This is a genomic window from Pseudoalteromonas rubra (assembly GCF_000238295.3).
GTDB lineage: Bacteria > Pseudomonadota > Gammaproteobacteria > Enterobacterales > Alteromonadaceae > Pseudoalteromonas > Pseudoalteromonas rubra.
In genome coordinates, this window is record NZ_AHCD03000020.1 from 65,663 (window position 1) to 83,739 (window position 18,077).

22 protein-coding genes are annotated in these 18,077 nt (G+C 47.8%); 13 read left to right on the plus strand and 9 right to left on the minus strand.

The genetic code is table 11. The annotated features are described in order from the left end of the window. Nucleotides 1–32: 32 nt before the first annotated feature. From lptB to PRUB_RS00450, 6 genes are read right to left on the minus strand one after another with little or no spacing between them, the layout of a single operon-like run. Nucleotides 33–758 (minus strand): LPS export ABC transporter ATP-binding protein, encoded by a 726-nt coding sequence (gene lptB, locus PRUB_RS00425; RefSeq protein WP_010386628.1) that lies wholly within the window; start codon nt 756–758, stop codon nt 33–35. Continuing rightward, nucleotides 755–1,294 carry a lipopolysaccharide transport periplasmic protein LptA gene (gene lptA, locus PRUB_RS00430; RefSeq protein WP_010386627.1) on the minus strand — a complete coding sequence of 180 codons (540 nt, stop codon included), beginning with the start codon at nt 1,292–1,294 and terminating at the stop codon, nt 755–757. The genes lptB and lptA overlap by 4 nt, the downstream gene beginning before the upstream one ends. After that, entirely contained in the window at nt 1,284–1,838 is a 555-nt protein-coding gene (gene lptC, locus PRUB_RS00435; RefSeq protein WP_010386626.1) for an LPS export ABC transporter periplasmic protein LptC, read from the minus strand. The genes lptA and lptC overlap by 11 nt, the downstream gene beginning before the upstream one ends. Then, complete coding sequence (gene kdsC, locus PRUB_RS00440) at nt 1,835–2,386, minus strand: 3-deoxy-manno-octulosonate-8-phosphatase KdsC (RefSeq protein ID WP_010386625.1); 552 nt, start codon at nt 2,384–2,386, stop codon at nt 1,835–1,837. The genes lptC and kdsC overlap by 4 nt, the downstream gene beginning before the upstream one ends. Then, nucleotides 2,387–3,358: a KpsF/GutQ family sugar-phosphate isomerase gene (locus tag PRUB_RS00445; RefSeq protein WP_010386624.1), complete on the minus strand. Its 972-nt coding sequence runs from the start codon at nt 3,356–3,358 to the stop codon at nt 2,387–2,389. Between the two features lie 9 nt (nt 3,359–3,367). After that, nucleotides 3,368–4,327 (minus strand): calcium/sodium antiporter, encoded by a 960-nt coding sequence (locus tag PRUB_RS00450; protein WP_010386623.1) that lies wholly within the window; start codon nt 4,325–4,327, stop codon nt 3,368–3,370. 229 nt (nt 4,328–4,556) lie between these two features. Between PRUB_RS00450 and PRUB_RS00455 the strand changes: the two genes are divergently transcribed. The 7 genes from PRUB_RS00455 to murA are packed head-to-tail and all read left to right on the plus strand — an operon-like array spanning nt 4,557 to nt 9,215. Next, nucleotides 4,557–5,363, plus strand: coding sequence for an ATP-binding cassette domain-containing protein (locus tag PRUB_RS00455; RefSeq protein WP_081694300.1), 807 nt, complete (start codon nt 4,557–4,559; stop codon nt 5,361–5,363). Continuing rightward, on the plus strand, nt 5,363–6,139 hold the full coding sequence (gene mlaE, locus PRUB_RS00460) for a lipid asymmetry maintenance ABC transporter permease subunit MlaE (RefSeq protein ID WP_010386614.1): 777 nt from the start codon (nt 5,363–5,365) through the stop codon (nt 6,137–6,139). The genes PRUB_RS00455 and mlaE overlap by 1 nt, the downstream gene beginning before the upstream one ends. A 14-nt stretch (nt 6,140–6,153) precedes the next feature. Continuing rightward, a complete protein-coding gene (gene mlaD / locus PRUB_RS00465; protein ID WP_010386613.1) occupies nt 6,154–6,699 on the plus strand; it encodes an outer membrane lipid asymmetry maintenance protein MlaD in 546 nt (181 codons plus the stop codon). A 5-nt stretch (nt 6,700–6,704) separates the two neighbouring features. Beyond that, a complete protein-coding gene (locus PRUB_RS00470) occupies nt 6,705–7,388 on the plus strand; it encodes an MlaC/ttg2D family ABC transporter substrate-binding protein (RefSeq protein ID WP_010386612.1) in 684 nt (227 codons plus the stop codon). Next, the gene (locus PRUB_RS00475) at nt 7,381–7,674 is read left to right on the plus strand and encodes an STAS domain-containing protein (RefSeq protein ID WP_010386611.1); all 294 of its coding nucleotides are present in this window, start codon (nt 7,381–7,383) and stop codon (nt 7,672–7,674) included. Before PRUB_RS00470 ends, PRUB_RS00475 begins: the two co-directional genes overlap by 8 nt. A 5-nt stretch (nt 7,675–7,679) precedes the next feature. Next, nucleotides 7,680–7,937: a BolA family protein gene (locus tag PRUB_RS00480; protein ID WP_010386610.1), complete on the plus strand. Its 258-nt coding sequence runs from the start codon at nt 7,680–7,682 to the stop codon at nt 7,935–7,937. Nucleotides 7,938–7,949: 12 nt separating this feature from the next. Further along, nucleotides 7,950–9,215, plus strand: a complete 1,266-nt coding sequence (gene murA / locus PRUB_RS00485) for a UDP-N-acetylglucosamine 1-carboxyvinyltransferase (RefSeq protein ID WP_010386609.1) — start codon at nt 7,950–7,952, stop codon at nt 9,213–9,215. Nucleotides 9,216–9,283: 68 nt separating this feature from the next. Here the strand turns inward: murA and PRUB_RS00490 are convergent, their stop codons facing one another. The 3 genes from PRUB_RS00490 to PRUB_RS00500 all read right to left on the minus strand — a co-directional run bounded on the left by PRUB_RS00490 (nt 9,284) and on the right by PRUB_RS00500 (nt 12,554). Then, the gene (locus tag PRUB_RS00490) at nt 9,284–10,366 is read right to left on the minus strand and encodes a trypsin-like peptidase domain-containing protein (RefSeq protein WP_021032766.1); all 1,083 of its coding nucleotides are present in this window, start codon (nt 10,364–10,366) and stop codon (nt 9,284–9,286) included. Between the two features lie 271 nt (nt 10,367–10,637). Next, nucleotides 10,638–11,990 (minus strand): DegQ family serine endoprotease, encoded by a 1,353-nt coding sequence (locus PRUB_RS00495; protein WP_010386607.1) that lies wholly within the window; start codon nt 11,988–11,990, stop codon nt 10,638–10,640. Between the two features lie 111 nt (nt 11,991–12,101). Next, complete coding sequence (locus PRUB_RS00500) at nt 12,102–12,554, minus strand: Z-ring associated ZapG family protein (RefSeq protein WP_010386606.1); 453 nt, start codon at nt 12,552–12,554, stop codon at nt 12,102–12,104. Nucleotides 12,555–12,697: 143 nt separating this feature from the next. On the opposite strand from PRUB_RS00500, the gene zapE reads away from it, so the two are divergent. The 6 genes from zapE (at nt 12,698) to PRUB_RS00530 (ending at nt 18,005) form a co-directional block, all read left to right on the plus strand. Next, entirely contained in the window at nt 12,698–13,792 is a 1,095-nt protein-coding gene (gene zapE, locus PRUB_RS00505; protein WP_010386605.1) for a cell division protein ZapE, read from the plus strand. 261 nt (nt 13,793–14,053) lie between these two features. After that, on the plus strand, nt 14,054–14,482 hold the full coding sequence (gene rplM, locus PRUB_RS00510; RefSeq protein ID WP_010386604.1) for a 50S ribosomal protein L13: 429 nt from the start codon (nt 14,054–14,056) through the stop codon (nt 14,480–14,482). A gap of 12 nt (nt 14,483–14,494) precedes the next feature. Beyond that, nucleotides 14,495–14,884, plus strand: coding sequence for a 30S ribosomal protein S9 (rpsI, locus tag PRUB_RS00515; protein ID WP_010386602.1), 390 nt, complete (start codon nt 14,495–14,497; stop codon nt 14,882–14,884). 504 nt (nt 14,885–15,388) lie between these two features. After that, entirely contained in the window at nt 15,389–15,979 is a 591-nt protein-coding gene (petA, locus tag PRUB_RS00520; protein WP_010386601.1) for a ubiquinol-cytochrome c reductase iron-sulfur subunit, read from the plus strand. Beyond that, on the plus strand, nt 15,979–17,271 hold the full coding sequence (locus tag PRUB_RS00525) for a cytochrome b (RefSeq protein ID WP_010386600.1): 1,293 nt from the start codon (nt 15,979–15,981) through the stop codon (nt 17,269–17,271). The genes petA and PRUB_RS00525 overlap by 1 nt, the downstream gene beginning before the upstream one ends. After that, nucleotides 17,268–18,005, plus strand: coding sequence for a cytochrome c1 (locus tag PRUB_RS00530; RefSeq protein WP_040644677.1), 738 nt, complete (start codon nt 17,268–17,270; stop codon nt 18,003–18,005). The genes PRUB_RS00525 and PRUB_RS00530 overlap by 4 nt, the downstream gene beginning before the upstream one ends. Nucleotides 18,006–18,077 lie beyond the last annotated feature (72 nt).

The window sequence follows — 18,077 nt, forward strand, 5'->3', positions numbered from 1 at the left end:
ATCCTTTTTGTTATTTACTTCTAATTTTATAACTATAGCCTGAATTGCTCACCTAGGTAGACATCCCGCACGGTTTGATCGGCCAGAACATGCTCCGGGGTGCCTGCTGCTATCAGTTCACCATGTGACACTATATAAGCTTTCTCACAGACGTCCAGCGTTTCACGCACGTTATGGTCAGTGATTAGTACGCCTATCCCACGGTTTTTCAGGTGTTCTATAATTTTCTTTATATCTAACACTGAAATGGGATCAACGCCAGCGAAAGGCTCATCTAATAAGATAAATTTTGGATCTGCCGCAAGGGCACGGGCAATTTCTACCCGGCGTCGTTCACCGCCTGATAGCGCCATACCCTGGCTGTCGCGAATATGCTGGATATTAAACTCATCTAACAGCTCATTGAGGATGACTTCTCGTTGTTCTTTATTGAGCTCTTTCCGGGTTTCTAAAATGGCCATCAGGTTCTGATAGACGGTCAGCTTGCGAAAAATAGAGGACTCTTGTGGCAGGTAACCAATCCCAAGTCTTGCCCGGCTATGCATAGGTAATAAGGTAATGTCTTGCTCATCAATGTGTATGCTGCCCTTATCACTGGGCACCAAGCCAACAATCATATAAAAAGTGGTGGTTTTACCTGCGCCATTCGGGCCAAGGAGGCCAACAATACTGCCGGCTTCAACGCTTAATTCAACGTTTTTAACAACCTGTCTGCCCTTATAACTTTTGGCCAGTGCGGTGGCGGTTAATTTACTCACGGATTACCCTTCTCTTGTGGTTGTTGGGGGTTCTCTTTCTCAGGTAACAGAATGGTTCTTACGCGATTTTGTTCTTGTTCCCCGCGCTGTGCGCTGATCAGCTTCTTTTCCATATCATACACGATGGTTTGCGCGCTGATTTTCTGTCCTGCCTGACTGATCTCTGCACCGCCTTTGATGGTGAGCATGCGGTTTGCGACGTCATAGCGCACTTCTTTGGCTGTGGCTTTCAGTAATGTGCCATCCGTCTGACGCTCCTGAAATACGGCTGGACTGCCTGTTGCAACTAGCAGTTGTTTATTTTTACCCAGCTCTTCGCGGCGGTGTACTTCGAGGCGATCGGCCAGAATTTTTCGGTCACCGTGAATGATTTCGACGTTTTCTTCGAACACGCCAATATTAGTTTGCAACTGGGCCAGCTGTGTGCCCGAACTGATAATGACCTGATCAGCTGCTGTATTTTCTGCATAAGCTGCAGGATGAAATGCACTTAAAGTGCACAGTAAGATCAGGGAATAGGTTAATTTATTGCTCATAATAAATTGTTTCAGTGTGGTTGATGAGTTCAATGATTTCGGTGTTGAGATCGGCCACTAAGCCTTTACCGGAAATCGTTAAGTTTGGTCCGGTAATTTCTACCGGGTGTTCAGAGCGCATGTGCTTTTCTTTAATATCGACTTGCACGTGATCGGCGTTGATGTGCTTTATCATGGCATCGGCCGTCAGGTTTGTTGCTTGTACTTGACCCTCCAGGATCAGGGTATTGTTACCATACAAGGTGGCTTCATTGGCTTTGAGTTGCCAGTTTTGCTGGTCGTTGTGCAGTGTAAAGATAGGCGCGGTAAAGTGGCTAAACCCCAACTCCTGATAGAGCTCCATTCTGTCTGCGGTAATCTGATAACTGAGCTGCCCATTTTCGGCGTAATTGGTTTGCTTCAGATCGATGGCGACATAATCTGGTTTGGCCAGCACTTCTTCTGAGCGCGGCGCAACCTGGCCCGATTGCGTTAAATAAGGGTACCACAGCCATAACATGGTGAGGCTGAATACAACGAGCAATAAAGCGCGAAGTACGGTCATACGCTACTGCCTTCATAGCCCAATGACTTGCCCTGGCAGAGTAGCAGTAAGTCAGTCAGTTCTCGGACAGCACCAAACCCGCCGGGTAACAACGTTCTATAATCGGCTGCGCGGACCACCATAGGGTGAGCGTCTTGCACGGCCACAGACAGACCGACTTTGAGCATCACAGGTAAGTCAGGTGCATCATCGCCGATATAAGCAACCTCGTGATCCGCCAGCTGTAATTTGTCTTTCAACTCGGCGTAGCCTTGCAACTTGTCTTCCATACCCTGATAGATGTGCTTAACATTGAGGCTAGTCATACGCTGCTGAACAATGTGTGAATGACGCCCTGTTATCACAGCCACTTCAACGCCGCCATTGATCAGGGCTTTAATGCCGAAACCATCTTTGGTATTAAATGCTTTTAGCTCCTCTCCCTGATTGCCCAAATAGATGCGGCCATCAGAAAATACCCCATCGATGTCGCAGATCAGCAGTTTAATCGCCTGCGCTTTTTGTACAACGGTATCGTCGATGGGCTGATATAGATCGGAAAACAGCATTTATAATACTCCTGCTCGCAGCAAATCCTGCATATTTAACGCGCCGATTGGGCAATTTTGTTCATCAATGACAATCAGGCCATTGATGCGTTTCTTCTCCATGATATGCAGCGCTTCAGCAGCCAACATATCTTGTGTCACTGTGGTACAGTGTTTTGTCATGACCGAATCTATCGGGGTGCTGTGCAAATCAAGTCTCTGCTCGATAATACGGCGTAAATCGCCATCTGTGAACAAGCCCTGTAGCTGTCCCTTTGTATCGATGATGGTGGTCATGCCCAGGCCTTTGCCTGACATCTCGAATAAGGCATCGGTCACCGTGCAGCCTTGTGATACAACGGGCACCGCTTTGCCCGTATGCATAACATCTGCCAGTGTTAACAGCAGGCGCTTACCCAAGCTGCCCCCCGGGTGGGATAAGGCAAAATCATCTGCCGTGAAACCGCGGGCTTCGAGCAGTGCCACAGCTAAGGCGTCTCCCATGACCAGAGTGGCTGTGGTGCTGGCCGTTGGTGCAAGCCCTAATGGACAGGCTTCTTTGGAGACTTTAATGCACAAATGAATATCCGCCAGCTTGGCCATATTCGACTCAGGGTTACCCGTCATGCTGATGATTTGTGCGCCAATGCGCTTGATTACCGGCACGATAGCCAGTACTTCGTGCGTCTCACCTGAATTAGAGATCAGTAATACCACATCATCAGCCGTGATCATGCCTAAGTCACCGTGGCTGGCCTCACCAGGGTGAACAAAAAATGCTGGCGTGCCCGTACTGGCCAGTGTTGCCGCGATTTTATTGCCAATATGACCTGACTTACCCATGCCGATCACTATGATTCGACCACGGCATTGCAACATGAGTTCACAGGCCGCAGAAAATCGTGCATCAACATACTGGGCGATTTCGACAATCGCTTGTTGTTCGATTTCTAGTACCTGTTTGGCAGAATCAATAAAATTGTGCGTGCTCATGCTGAATCCTTAAATAATAAAGTACATATAACCACAGAATGCACCAAGGAGTAGCCCGCCTTCAACACGGTTAATTTGTCGGCGTCCTTTGAGGCTAACACTCATCAGCACCAGCGCGGCTGTTGCGCCGAGCATGACATAGATATCCCGGTTTGCAATATTGCTGTCCAGTGTTGCCGGATTCAGGATCCCCGCAATGGACAACACCGCCAGAATATTGAAGATGTTTGAGCCGATGATATTACCCAGTACCAGGTCGTCTTCATTCTTGAGCACGCCGGCCACACAGGCGGCCAGCTCAGGCAAACTGGTTCCGATGGCGATAATCGTCAGGCCGATCAACAGGTCGCTCATGCCAAAGTATTTTGCAATATCGACGGCTGCGTCGACCAGGTAGTCGGCACTTACTGGCAATAAAATCATCCCCACAACCAGCCAGAATATGGCTTTGCTCATGGGTACATCACTTGGGACTTCATCACATGCTTCTGAAATAAGCGGATCGTCCTGGTCGGTTTTGCCGGTTTTTGAGATATAGATTAGGCCACCGATAAACACGAAAAAGCCAATTAACAGCAGCCAACCTTCCAGCGCGCTAAACTGGTTATCACTGATGATCAACCACGCGGCCAGTGACACGACCACCAACAGCGGCATTTCACGCTTTAAAATGCCAGAACCAACTGCCAGTGGGCGCAATAATGCGGTGATACCAAGTACCATGAGGATATTGGCGATGTTGGAGCCAACAGCATTACCAACAGCGGTGTCAGTTTTGTCAACCAGCGCAGCTTGCGCAGCGACCATCATTTCAGGTGCTGAGGAGCCCATTGCAACGATAGTCAAACCCACAATTAACGTTGGTACCCCGAGGTTTTTGGCCAGCGCCGCAGCGCCATATACGAAGCGATCGGCACTCCATACCAGGGCAATGAATCCAAGAATGAGTATGACAAACGATAAAACCATGAAGTCTAAGCCAAGTTACTAAATTCAATGGCGCAGATAGTATCAAATCGCTCATCAAATGTATAAATAAAGTCATCGCTTTTGCGAGCGGACAAAACCCCGAGAGGCGCCTATTTCGCACAACAAATATGGCGAATCAATTACAAAATTTTACCATTAAGGGTTTTCCATCTCACAGCAAAACAACGTATTATTCCACAATTGAAAAAAGTATGATGTGGAGAGCGACTTGACGCAGTCAATAGTTGAAGTCAGGGATTTGACCTTTTCTCGTGGTGAAAGGACAATCTACAAAAATATGAGTTTCTCCGTCCCCAAAGGGAAAATTACGGCTATTATGGGGCCCAGTGGTATAGGTAAAACCACTATGCTAAGACTGATCGGTGGTCAGCTTAAGCCCGATAGCGGGGAAATCCTCTTCTCTGGTGACAGTATTCCATCTATGTCCCGCCAGGCACTGTATCAGGCGCGTAAGCGAATGAGCATGTTGTTTCAAAGTGGTGCCTTGTTCACGGACATGTCTGTATTTGACAACATTGCTTTTCCGCTCCGAGAGCACACTAAGCTCAGTGAAGAACTAATTCGTCTGGTGGTGCTGATGAAGTTACAGGCGGTTGGTTTGCGTGGTGCGCGCGATCTTATGCCATCTGAGTTATCGGGTGGCATGGCACGGCGTGCCGCTTTGGCCAGAGCCATTGCACTTGACCCTGAGTTGATCATGTATGACGAGCCGTTTGCAGGGCAAGATCCGATATCGATGGGCGTGCTGGTGCGTCTGATTAAATCACTCAATGAAGTGCTGGGCTTGTCGTCATTAATCGTCACCCACGATGTAACTGAAGTACTCAGTATTGCCGATCATGTTGTGATCATCGCTGAACAGGGCGTGATTGGTAGCGGTACTCCCGAGCAAATGTTGGCGCATGACTCGCCGCTGGTACAGCAGTTCCTGCAAGGCCACTCCGACGGGCCGGTGCCGTTCCATTTTGATGCCGCACCGTATGAGGATGAGTTACTGGCAGGAGGAAGCCATTAATGGATTTTTTGCAGAAGTTAGGTCACAAAACACTGAGCCGCTTTGCGTCGTTAGGCCGGGCAACTCGCATGTTATTGGGGGCTTTGTGCAGCATGCCCAATTTCAGAAAAGGTGGCCCTTTACTGATCCGTCAACTGTATATGGTTGGCCATCAGTCATTGCTTATTATTATGGTATCAGGCCTGTTTATCGGCATGGTACTGGCGCTACAGGGCTACACTGTATTGGTCGACTATGGGGCAGAAGACAGTCTGGGGCCGCTGGTGGCACTGAGTTTGTTACGTGAACTGGGACCTGTGGTCACTGCATTATTGTTTGCCGGTCGGGCAGGCAGTGCATTGACAGCTGAGATTGGCTTGATGAAGGCCACTGAGCAACTTTCCAGTCTGGAGATGATGGCCATTGATCCACTGAAACGCGTGATTTCTCCCCGTTTTTGGGCAGGCTTTATCAGTATGCCGCTGTTAGCGTTAATTTTCTCAGCTATTGCGATTCTCGGTGCACACCTGGTTGGTGTTGACTGGCTAGGAGTCGATTCAGGTAGTTTCTGGTCCATTATGCAATCTCAGGTGTCTTTTGAGCAGGATATTGTTAATGGTCTGATTAAAAGTTTTGTATTTGCGCTCATCGTGACCTGGATTGCGCTATACAAAGGGTATGACTGTATCCCAACTTCAGAGGGGATCAGTAAAGCCACCACAGAAACGGTGGTTCATTCTTCTCTCGCTGTTCTGGGCTTCGATTTTGTTCTGACAGCAGTGATGTTTTCAAGTTAAGGGTTTGTAGAAACATGAATACACGGAAAATAGAAATACTGGTCGGCCTGTTCGTGGCTTTGGGTGTGGCCGCCTTCGTAATGCTGGCACTAAAAGTGGCCAATGCAGGGATCAGCGGTAATGGTGAAACCTATACTTTACAGGCTAAATTTGACAACATCGGCTCGCTTAAAACGCGTGCGCCAATCAAAGTTGGCGGCGTGGTGATAGGCCGCGTTGAGGGGATCAGCATCCACCCGCAAGAATTTGTACCGGTCGTAAACATGAGCATTGATAGCCATTATGAATGTCAGTTTTCGGATACCACATCCGTGTCGATCCTGACGTCGGGCATTTTGGGTGAACAGTATCTGGGTATTTCTCCGGTGATTGCGTCTCAATCTGCCAAACAGACTTGCCTGGGCGAAGAAGTGGTAAGCAATGATGAGCTCGACCTGGGCGATTTGTTTGGCGTCGAAAGTGCCGCACTGAAAGATGGTGACATGATCACGGACACCAAATCGGCATTGGTTCTGGAAGAACTGATTGGCCAATTCCTGTTTAATCAAAGTAGTGAGTAATAACCATGATGGCGAAAGTTTTGGGTTTCTTCGCAAGTGTTTTTCTAATTGGACTTGCCAGCACAGTATCTGCCAGTGAGGTAGATATGACCAACCCTTATACTATGGTGCAACAAGTTGCAGACAATACCTTTAAACGCGTGACCAAAGATCAGAATAAGATTGAGCAGGACAAAGAACACCTGCGCGTGATTGTGGAAGAAGAGCTACTGCCTTATATCGACTACAAATATGCCGCTTATCGCGTACTGGGCAGCCACATCCAGAAAGTCCGTAACATTGAGGACAAAGAAGAGAAACGTCAGGCAATCGAGCACATCCGTACGTTTATCGACGTGTTTAAGTCTTATCTGGTTGCGACTTATGCAGGGGTGTTTACTCAGTACACAGATCAGAAGGTTGAGTTTGAACCGGCTCGTGATGCTGATGGTGATAAAATCGCCATAGTTAAAACCAAGATAATTGAAGCGGGTAAACCGGACATTAAAATTGATTTCAAAGTGCGTCGCGACAGTAATGGCGAGTGGCGTGCCTTTGACATGATGGCAGAAGGGATCAGCCTGCTTGACGCAAAGCAATCTGAACTGCATGGCATTTTGCGCCAGCAGGGCATTGAGCGTGTGATTGAGTTACTGGACAAGAAAAGCAAACTGCCTGTGCAGTTTCGAGGTGACGACGGCAATGCCTAATTTGCAATTTAATAAACCCGCGGCTGACACAGTCGCGGTGGTCGGTGAACTCACGCGAGATAGCCTGACAAATGAATCGCTTCTTAACCAGTTGTTAGAAAATGCGCAGTCAGTCCTGTATTTTGACCTTTCTGAGGTATCCAGGGTTGACACCGCGGGCTTAGCTTGGTTAATTCACTCTTTAGGCAAATTAAAACAGCAAGACGTACGTCTTGAGTTAAAAAACGTGCCTGACCAGCTACAAAATCTGATGGCGCTGGGACAGGTCAGCAACCTATTTGAGTGAGTCCAATGGAAACAAACCAAGTCGAAGCTTTACTACAAGAAGCGCTGGAACTTGACGAAGTCAAAGTTAAATCAGAAGGCAGTCATTATGAAGTGATCGCGGTTGGCGGCTGCTTTGAAGATTTGCGCCGGGTTAAGCGTGAACAAATGGTCTACGCCCCTCTGATGGAAGTGATCAAAGATGGCACTATTCATGCCGTCAGCATCAAAGCCTTTACGCCAACTGAGTGGCAACGCGAGCGCAAATTTATCTTACCTCAATAATCTGGAGCCACAATGGATCAGTTTGTTATCCAAGGTGGCACCACTTTAAACGGTGAAGTCACTATTTCCGGGGCTAAAAATGCAGCCCTGCCAATTCTGTTTGCGGCGATTCTAGCCGATGGAAAAAGCACATTCAGTAATGTACCCAGACTTAGGGATATAGGGACTACAGAAGCCTTACTGCGCACTTTAGGGGCTGAGGTGAACTGGCGCGGTCAGTTGTTGGAAATTGATGGTGCTCAGGTCGATAAAGTACTGGCACCTTATGAACTCGTTAAGCAGATGCGGGCATCCGTGCTGGCGCTAGGGCCACTTCTTGCACGATTTGGTAAAGCGCAGGTGTCATTGCCGGGCGGTTGTGCCATTGGGGCACGACCTGTGGATTTGCACATTGCCGGGCTGGAAAAAATGGGCGCGACCATTCGTGTTGAGAATGGTTATATCAATGCGCACATCGCACAAGGTGAGCGTTTGCATGGTGCTGAAGTCTTCATGGAAACTGTGTCAGTTGGTGCGACTGAAAACCTCTTAATGGCGGCAACACTGGCCGAGGGCAAAACGGTGCTGGAAAACGCCGCGCGCGAGCCTGAAATTGTCAATTTGGCTGAATGCCTGGTTGCTATGGGGGCCAAGATATCCGGGGCCGGTACGAGTCGTATCGAAGTCGAAGGGGTAGAAGCCCTGCAAGGGTGTGAACACAAAATCCTCCCGGACAGGATCGAGACTGGCACCTTTTTGGTAGCAGCAGCGATGAGTCAGGGTGAAGTGCTGTGCAAAAACACCGACTACCACAGCCTGGAACCTGTGCTGGATAAACTGCGTGATGCGAATGCTCTGGTTGAAGTATCGCAAGACAGCATTTTTGTCAGCATGCGTGGCCGCGAATTGCAGGGGGTGAATATCAAAACGATGCCACACCCGGGTTTTCCAACCGATATGCAGGCGCAGTTTACCGCGCTGAATGTGGTCGCAAATGGCAGTGCAACCATCACTGAAACCATCTTTGAAAATCGCTTTATGCATGTCCCTGAACTGCAACGTATGGGGGCAAATATTCGCCTTGAAGGTAATACTGCGTATTGTGGTGAGACCGCGTTTCTGTCTGGTGCACAGGTGATGGCGACTGATCTGCGGGCGTCGGCCAGTTTGATCTTAACCGGGATCGTGGCCGAAGGTGAAACAGTGGTTGACCGTATTTATCATGTTGACCGCGGTTATCAACGCATTGAGGATAAACTCAGTCAACTGGGTGCTAAGATAAAGCGACGCCATAATTAGGCTGAACAGGTATGCTAAAAAAAGCGAGCAATGCTCGCTTTTTTGTTGCCTTAAAATTGGTTTAAGGACTAATAAATTGGGGTTTCCAGTTCAGCTACTTCCACCATGAAGGTGAGGTGACGATTGCCCCGATACACTTCAAATTCCAGTTGTGTGCCCGGTGCTGTGTTGCCTATCTTACGCAAAGTCTGCTGCGGGTTTTTAACGGGCTCACCTGCCACTTTTGTGACTATGTCATTTTCTTTCATACCGGCTTGCCAGGCTGGGCCCAGCGGGTCCAAGTCGCTGATCCGTAAACCCACAATAGTGGTGTAGACATTCGTTACCTCCTGACCTGTATTGTCGACTGGTGTGCCTCTGAAGCCGAGGTAGCCACGGATCACCCGGCCATCTTTGATCAGTTTAGCCATCACATCCTTGGCCAGTGAGTAAGGTACGGCAAACGAAATGCCCTGGATATCGATATTGTATCGGGCTCTGAATTGTGCAGATGTGATCCCGACCAGATCGCCATTGGAATTGACCAGCGCGCCACCTGAGTTACCCATGTTTACCGCTGCATCCATTTGCAGCAGGCTGTTGTACTGGCTGTCTGTGAGGGTTTGCTTGCCGGTGGCACTGATGATCCCCTGAGTGATGGTTTGTCCCAGGTTTAACGGATTACCTATGGCCAGCACGACATCTCCGACTTGCGGGGTGAAAGCATCGTCAACCGGGATAACGGGCAAGTGCTCTGCCTTGATTTTTAACAGCGCGAGATCCGTAATGGTGTCATACCCCACCAGTTGCACCTCGTTGAATAAGCGGCCATCCGGCAGCAGCACTATGATCTGATCGGCGTTATTAACAACGTGATAGTTAGTCAGGATATAGCCTTCACGGCTCATGATCACACCAGAGCCGAGTTCCTGGACGGTATTTTGTCGTTTGAATCTCGGTTGGTTACTGAAGCTCTCAGAAAAAATCGATACCACGGCCGGGGCTGCGCGATTCACACCGGATGCAAAGCTCATGTGCTGCGCTGTGTAATGGCCGTTGAGGTCAAGGCGCAGGGCATTTTGGCGCAAGTCGGGCGTGAACCAGATGATAATCAATGCCAGACCTAATCCGACAAAGACTGGAGGCAGAATAAGCTTGAGTAATTTGAACACGGTTATTTTTTATCTAGTTATCTGTGTAGAGGGTAATAATGGCATAATTAACAGCAATCTGCATTAACACATAGCTGATTGGAGCGCTAAGCCGATCATCCAATCTATAAAAAATTACTTATCAGAACAAAAGAGTAGAAAATTTCACAGGGCGCTCGTTGTGCTTCTTGCTCGTTTAATGTGACTTGTTTAGAGCGGTGAACAAATAAAAACACAGCGACAAGTGTCGCTGTGTTTTCGTAACTATGGTGAATGGGTTGGCGTCAGCACATTACTGAATAAGGTAAAATACTGAATCGCGCCCACGTTTAATGCCCAGTACAATATTGCCCTGAATGTCGTCTATCAGGCGTTTCATGTCCCGCACTGAGGCTACACGTTGACGGTTGACCTGCATAATGACATCGCCTTCTTGCAGTCCCACTCTGGCGGCAGGTGAGCGCTCTTCAACCGAAACAACGACGATGCCCTGATTGCCGTTGCGCTCACCGCTTTCCAGCACGGCGCCTTGTAGGCTCGGGTGAATACGGTCGGCTTCGGCGCGTTGTTCACTCTGACCTTTTAATTCAACCTTAAGCGTCCGGGTATCACCATCACGATAGACGTCAATCTTGACTTTTTTACCTTCGCCGAGGGTCGCAATCTTACCGCGCAGCTCTTCAAAGCTCTCAATCTTGTCGCCATTAAGGGCGATGATCACGTCATTGGCTTTAATACCGGCTTCATCTGCGGCAGAGTCTTTAACAACCTCCTGAACAAAGGCACCTTGTTTGACATCAAAGCCCTGTGCTTTGGCCAGGCCTGCGTCCAGTGTACGGCCTCGGATCCCAAGCGAGCCGCGACGTACCTGACCATATTCAATAATTTGGTCGACCAGGTTTTTCATCATATTTGAGGGGATGGCAAAGCCGATGCCGACATTCCCGCCTGAGGCACCCAGGATCGCGGTATTAATACCGATAAGTTCACCTCGTAAATTAACCAGTGCACCACCTGAGTTACCCTGGTTAATGGCGGCATCGGTCTGAATAAAGTCTTCGTACCCTTCGATGTTCAGTCCACTGCGTCCCAGGGCACTGACGATGCCTGAGGTCACAGTGTGGCTGAGGCCAAACGGGTTACCGATAGCCACTGAGAAGTCACCGACTCTGAGTTTGTCGGAGTCTGCCAGCTTCACTTCGGTGAGATCTTCACCTTCAATTTGTAATAGTGCAATATCTGATTCTTTGTCTGTACCGACCAGCTCAGCTTTAAACTCCCGGCCATCTTTGAGGGTGACCACGATATTGTCTGCTTCGTCGATAACGTGGTTATTGGTAACCACATACCCTTCATCTGCATCTATGATGACGCCGGAGCCCAGACCACTGAAGGGGCGTTTTTGAGAGCGCGGGGCAGGGTTACCAAAAAAGAAATCAAATGGATCAACGCGTCGGCGTACTTCTTTGGCACCAGAGACCTGGATGCTGACCACCCCAGGGGTGACCTTTTCCAGCATCGGAGCCAGCGTTGGCAGCTGTTGGCCATCAACAGCGACCGGCAGGCGCGCATGACCGGTTTCTGGTAATAAAAATAAGCTTGAAGAAAGTAGCGCTGCGGTAAGTAATGATAATTTCAGTTTCATAGTCGTGGAATTCTCCTGGAAACAGCGTTAGTCCGTTGGGCGACGCGCATTTGCGCATCTCCCATTATTCAATTGCTATTTCTACTGACTATGGGGTCAAAAAAAAGTTCATCAAGAGGCTTTTAATTGCTCATTTTGTGACCCTTCTCCTTTGAACAGGCCGCTTTCTCCTTCGACATAATCACTGGGTGGGGCATCGTGTGTTTGCTCATTGGCACGACGTTTCTCACCTCGCATGTGTAATGATGCGTGTAATTGCTCAGTGGTCTCTTTTGAGAAGAAAGGCTCGCTTGGTGTTGATTTTTCCTGGCTAAGGAGCTGTTTGCCGTCTTCAAAGTGACGGTTCAAAAGGGTGTAGTTTTCCTCCAGTTTGGCCATCAGCTTTTTGCTGTCTGCAAGATGATCGCTGACATCCTGGCGATACTGTTCCAGTGCATGCTGCGCTTCTTGCGCTTTTTGCTCCAGCTCATCATGCTTAAAGCGTTTTTTAGTCAATTGCGTACCGGCAATAAATGCGGCCACTGCAACGAGTACAAGGATCCCGAACCAGGCGATTGTCGTCATAAAATACTCCTGTTGATGATGCGACTAAGTGGCGCACCGAATGCAAAAAAATAATCGACTTAGATAGCTTAAATATACGCTGAGTTTCGATGCGTGTTAATATAGCGGGCAAATAAAACTGCTCTTCGACAATAAAAAAGATGATGACGCCCTGGGAAAAGTACCAACAAGACTTACTGCGTGATGATTTTCACCACGACAGCGCGCAGGAAAATGCCGTCCGACACCTGCAAAGACTTTATGATGATCTGGTCAATCAGGTGCCGGTCAAAAAAAGCCTGCTGGGCAGCCTGTTTGGACTGAAAAAGACACAACAGCCCAAAGTCAAAGGGTTGTATTTCTGGGGCGGCGTAGGGCGTGGAAAAACCTATCTGGTTGATACGTTTTATGAGGCTTTACCGACTGAGCGCAAAATGCGGGTCCACTTTCACCGCTTTATGCATCGCGTTCATGATGAGCTCAAAAAACTGAAAGAAGTGAAAAACCCACTGGAAGTAGTGGCAGACATTTTTAAAGCCGAAACGGATATCATCTGTTTCGATGAGTTCTTTGTTCAGGATATCACCGATGCCATGTTGCTCGGTGGCTTAATGGAAGCGCTGTTTGAACGTGGTATTGTGCTGGTTGCGACGTCCAATATCATTCCTGATGAGCTGTACCGTAATGGCTTGCAACGCGCACGCTTTTTACCTGCAATTGCGCTGGTGAATGAAAATACGGAAGTGGTCAATGTGGATTCGGGGATCGATTACCGCTTACGGACCCTAGAGCAAGCCGAGATATTTCATAGTCCGCTGGGCAAAGAAGCCGACGATAACCTGTTTGAGTACTTCGATAAACTGTCGCCTGAACCAGGCAAACTGGACGAGCCGATTGAGATTGAAGGGCGTCTGATCCAGACCCGTAAAGTGTCTGATTGCATTGTGATGTTCGATTTTAGTGCGCTGTGCGAAACGGCGCGCTCTCAGGTGGATTATATGGAGATCAGTCGCCTGTATAACACCGTTATCTTGTCTGATGTTAAACAGATGGGGCAGAACAACGATGATGCGGCAAGACGTTTTATTGCGCTGGTGGATGAATTCTATGAGCGCAACGTGACGCTGATTATTTCTGCTGAGGCGCCCATCACGGAACTTTACACCGAGGGTACACTGAACTTTGAGTTTAAGCGTTGCATCAGTCGTTTACAGGAAATGCAATCACTGGAGTATCTCGCCCGCGAGCACCTTGCTTAAGTCCCTAATACTGTGAGGTTCACACTCATTTCAGAGAATGGCATGTTTTTTGTGGAAAAAACAGCCATCCCCTAGCATCGTGGCAAAACCCTTGCTATAATCCGCGGCCTGCCACGTTGCGTTACTATTGCCCTCGTCGGCTTAGCCACTGACTTGAGCGGCAAAAAAGTCTTAAACTCGAAGGGGTTAAAGCACCAAAAAGTAGAGCGGTAGTCATTCGGACTACCTGTGGTTTTAACTGAAAACTTTGGATTTTTAATAATGAAAACGTTTGTTGCTAAGCCAGAAACTGTAAAACGTGACTGGTACGTAGTTGACGCTGAAGGTAAAACTTTAGGTCGCATTGCTACTGAAATCGCTTCTCGCCTACGCGGTAAGCATAAAGCTGAGTACACTCCACATGTTGACACTGGTGATTACATCATCGTTATCAACGCTGAGAAAGTTACTGTAACTGGTAACAAAGCTCAGGACAAAATGTACTATGCACACTCTGGTTACCCAGGTGGCCTTAAATCTGTAAACTTCGAAAAGCTTCAAGCTAAAAAGCCTGAAATGATCATCGAAAAAGCAGTTAAAGGCATGTTACCTCGCGGTCCTCTGGGTCGTGAAATGTTCCGTAAACTGAAAGTTTACGCTGGTAACGAGCATAACCACGCGGCTCAACAGCCTCAGGTTCTAGACATTTAAGGAGCACTACTCATGGCAAATCAATACTACGGTACAGGTCGTCGTAAAAGTTCAAGTGCTCGCGTATTCCTACGCCCAGGCACTGGCAACATCGTAATTAATCAGCGTTCTATCGAAGAGTACTTCGGTCGTGAAACTTCTCGCATGGTTGTTCGTCAGCCTCTAGAGCTAGTTGAAATGACAGAAAAGTTTGATCTATACATCACTGTTGCAGGTGGTGGTTCAACTGGTCAAGCTGGTGCTATCCGTCACGGTATCACTCGTGCACTAATGGAGTTTGACGAGTCACTACGTCCTTCTCTACGTAAAGCTGGCTTTGTTACTCGCGATGCTCGTCAAGTTGAGCGTAAGAAAGTTGGTCTTAAGAAAGCACGTAAGAAGACTCAGTTCTCAAAACGTTAATTTATTACGTTTCAGAATTGCAAAAACCCAGCCTCGTGCTGGGTTTTTTGTTTTTTGCAGTCATAAATCTGCGCAATTTTTGCTGTCCATTTTCCTTCTCAATGCCACGTTTAATCCTTCGGCCAAATTTATGGTCAAAAAAGTTCAATAATTATAATAATTAGTCGAGTTCGGACGATATCTCAGCGCATTTTTTTGCTACAATTGCGGGGCAAGTAATGAGTCGCGAAAACACTGGTTAAATTTTGATAGCTCGCCTGCTGAGCTTGATCTTAGTCAGTGAAAGGTCGCGTATGACGTTTTACCATAGTAAATCGGCTTCATGCTCGAAGTAACCAATCCCCTAATATTCGTGGGTTTATTCGGGCATGGTGCTGGAATAACCTTGTTTTAATCAAGGGATTTATTTATGATCGCGTCTATTTTGTAGTTTCTTAAAATTAACCTGCTGTAACTGATGTTCTCAATATAGCAAGTGTTGAGATTCATAGTGGAGATAAGTGGATGAGCAATGCGCCTGTAGACAACAGCCGACGTCGCTTCTTAACTATCGCTACCTCTGTCGTAGGTGGCGTTGGTGCGGTTGGAGCTGCTGTTCCTTTTATTGCGTCTTGGAATCCGAGTGAGCGAGCTAAATCTGCAGGTGCGCCTGTAGAAGTAGATATCAGCAAGCTTGAGCCTGGACAATTGATTCGTGTTGAGTGGCGAGGCAAACCTGTATGGGTTGTGTATCGTACGCCTACGATGTTGGATGAAATGAAAAAACACGAAGGAAACCTTCGTGATCCTAACTCAGAAGAGCCACAACAGCTCGACTCTGCCAAAAACCCTCATCGTTCTAAGCGCCCTGAGATTTTTGTCGCAGTCGGTATTTGTACTCACTTAGGTTGTTCTCCGTCGTTCCTCAATGGTGGTTTTGGTGAGAAGGTTGAAGGAACGGAGCACGGCTTCTTCTGTCCTTGTCACGGTTCTAAGTTTGATATGGCCGGCCGGGTATTCCAGGCTGTACCAGCTCCTCTGAACCTGGAGATCCCACCTTATACCTTTATTGACGACACTACCATTTTGGTAGGTGAAGAAGAAGGGGTTGCATAATGACTGCGAAGGTTGATAAGCCAGGCGCAATCGGCGCTGTGATGAACTGGATTGACGATCGTATTCCAATGACCCGTGTCTGGAATATGCATATCGCGCAATACCCAGCACCTAAGAACTTTAACTTCTGGTATTTGTTTGGCTCACTGGCTATCCTGGTACTGGTAAACCAGATCCTGACGGGTATCTGGTTGACTATGAACTATGTTCCTTCAGGCGAAGGCGCGTTTGCTTCAATTGAATACATCATGCGTGATGTAGAGTACGGTTGGTTACTTCGTTACTTGCACTCGACAGGGGCGTCGGCATTCTTCGTCGTTGTCTATTTGCACATGTTCCGTGGTATGATCTACGGCTCTTATCAGAAGCCGCGTGAGTTGCTGTGGGTCTTCGGTATGCTTATCTTCCTGGCGTTGATGGCTGAAGCATTCATGGGTTACCTGTTACCTTGGGGCCAGATGTCATTCTGGGGTGCTCAGGTAATTATTTCACTGTTTGGTGCAATCCCGGTTATTGGTGATGACCTGACGTTGTGGATCCGTGGTGACTACGTAATCTCAGGTGCTACCCTGAACCGTTTCTTTGCATTGCACGTGATTGCACTGCCTCTGGTACTGGTTATCCTGGTATTCCTGCACATTGTTGCGCTACACGAAGTGGGTTCAAATAACCCTGACGGTATCGACATCAAGCGTAAAAAAGGCACGGTTGCTGAAGAAGACAAGCCTAAATTCAAGTTCCACGAGTACTATACAAGTAAGAAAGACATCGTTGATGCGATCCCTTTCCACCCGTATTACACCGTTAAAGATATTCTGGGTGTGGCTGGTTTCTTAATTCTGTTCTGCTGGGTGGTATTCTTCATGCCAGAAATGAACGGTTTCTTCTTAGAAGCGCCTAACTTTGAAGCGGCTAACCCGCTGAAAACACCAGAGCATATTTTCCCAGTTTGGTACTTCACGCCTTTCTACGCCATCCTGCGTGCAATCCCTGATAAGCTGCTGGGTGTTATTGCGATGGGTGTATCTATCGTGATGCTGGCATTACTGCCTTGGTTAGACCGTGGTAAGGTTCGTTCAATCCGCTACCGTAGTGGTATCCACAAGCTGAACATTGCTCAGTTCGTTGTTACCTTCTTCATCCTGGGTTGGGCTGGTGCAACACCGCAGACAGTGACTTCAACGATTCTGTCGCAAATTTGTACCGTAACTTACTTCATGTTCTTCGTACTGCTGTTTGTGTACTCGAAGAATGAAACTACTAAGCCATTGCCTACGAGGTTGACGAAATGATGAAAAAGCTACTAATTGGTTTATTCGCATTGCTGCCTACCTTTGCAATGGCAGCCGGTCCGTCGGTTCCTTTACTGGAGTCGAACCATGACCTGACTGATAATGCGTCTTTGCAACGCGGTGCTAAGTTGTTCATGAACTACTGCCTGGGTTGTCACCAGATGCAGTATCAGCGTTATGAGCGTACTTTCCGTGACATCGGTATCCCGGTTGATATTGGTAAAGAGACCCTAATTTTTGATGGTTCGAAAGTGGGTGGTCACATTCTGAATGCCATGGATACAGATGACGCGGCAAAATGGTTTGGTGCTGCGCCACCAGATCTAACTTTGGTTGCTCGTGTACGTGGTGCTGACTGGATCTATACTTATCTGAAGTCATTCTACGTTGACGAAAGCCGTCCGTTTGGTGTGAACAACTCAGTGTTCCCACTGGTTGGTATGCCACACGTACTGCAAGAGTTACAAGGTGTGCCTACTGCGGAATTTGAAGAAGTAGAAGAGAACGGCGTAGTCGTTCAGAAAGTGAAAAGCATCTCAACAGATGGTTCAGGTGAGCTAAGCTCAGATGAATATGATCAGGCCGTTCGTGACCTGACTAACTTCATGGCCTATGTTGGTGAGCCTTCACGCCTTCAATCAGAAGCAATGGGTATTAAAGTACTTGGCTTCCTGGTTATCTTCTTCATTCTGGCATTCCTGCTGAAGAAAGAATACTGGAGAGATGTCCATTAATCTGGACATTTACCAGCAATTGATGCAATAGGGGCTTAAGCCCCTATTGCTGTTTTTATCGATTTTATTACA

Excerpts from the sequence above, each read along its gene's own strand:
- mlaD (WP_010386613.1), top strand. The coding sequence starts at position 6,154 with ATGAATACACGGAAAATAGAAATACTGGTCGGCCTGTTCGTGGCTTTG.
- PRUB_RS00500 (WP_010386606.1), bottom strand. The coding sequence starts at position 12,554 with ATGACGACAATCGCCTGGTTCGGGATCCTTGTACTCGTTGCAGTGGCC.
- PRUB_RS00475 (WP_010386611.1), top strand. The coding sequence starts at position 7,381 with ATGCCTAATTTGCAATTTAATAAACCCGCGGCTGACACAGTCGCGGTG.
- lptC (WP_010386626.1), bottom strand. The coding sequence starts at position 1,838 with ATGACCGTACTTCGCGCTTTATTGCTCGTTGTATTCAGCCTCACCATG.
- PRUB_RS00495 (WP_010386607.1), bottom strand. The coding sequence starts at position 11,990 with ATGAAACTGAAATTATCATTACTTACCGCAGCGCTACTTTCTTCAAGC.
- PRUB_RS00445 (WP_010386624.1), bottom strand. The coding sequence starts at position 3,358 with ATGAGCACGCACAATTTTATTGATTCTGCCAAACAGGTACTAGAAATC.
- PRUB_RS00450 (WP_010386623.1), bottom strand. The coding sequence starts at position 4,327 with ATGGTTTTATCGTTTGTCATACTCATTCTTGGATTCATTGCCCTGGTA.
- zapE (WP_010386605.1), top strand. The coding sequence starts at position 12,698 with ATGACGCCCTGGGAAAAGTACCAACAAGACTTACTGCGTGATGATTTT.
- PRUB_RS00480 (WP_010386610.1), top strand. The coding sequence starts at position 7,680 with ATGGAAACAAACCAAGTCGAAGCTTTACTACAAGAAGCGCTGGAACTT.
- PRUB_RS00530 (WP_040644677.1), top strand. The coding sequence starts at position 17,268 with ATGATGAAAAAGCTACTAATTGGTTTATTCGCATTGCTGCCTACCTTT.
- mlaE (WP_010386614.1), top strand. The coding sequence starts at position 5,363 with ATGGATTTTTTGCAGAAGTTAGGTCACAAAACACTGAGCCGCTTTGCG.
- lptA (WP_010386627.1), bottom strand. The coding sequence starts at position 1,294 with ATGAGCAATAAATTAACCTATTCCCTGATCTTACTGTGCACTTTAAGT.
- kdsC (WP_010386625.1), bottom strand. The coding sequence starts at position 2,386 with ATGCTGTTTTCCGATCTATATCAGCCCATCGACGATACCGTTGTACAA.
- petA (WP_010386601.1), top strand. The coding sequence starts at position 15,389 with ATGAGCAATGCGCCTGTAGACAACAGCCGACGTCGCTTCTTAACTATC.
- PRUB_RS00470 (WP_010386612.1), top strand. The coding sequence starts at position 6,705 with ATGATGGCGAAAGTTTTGGGTTTCTTCGCAAGTGTTTTTCTAATTGGA.
- rplM (WP_010386604.1), top strand. The coding sequence starts at position 14,054 with ATGAAAACGTTTGTTGCTAAGCCAGAAACTGTAAAACGTGACTGGTAC.
- rpsI (WP_010386602.1), top strand. The coding sequence starts at position 14,495 with ATGGCAAATCAATACTACGGTACAGGTCGTCGTAAAAGTTCAAGTGCT.
- PRUB_RS00525 (WP_010386600.1), top strand. The coding sequence starts at position 15,979 with ATGACTGCGAAGGTTGATAAGCCAGGCGCAATCGGCGCTGTGATGAAC.
- murA (WP_010386609.1), top strand. The coding sequence starts at position 7,950 with ATGGATCAGTTTGTTATCCAAGGTGGCACCACTTTAAACGGTGAAGTC.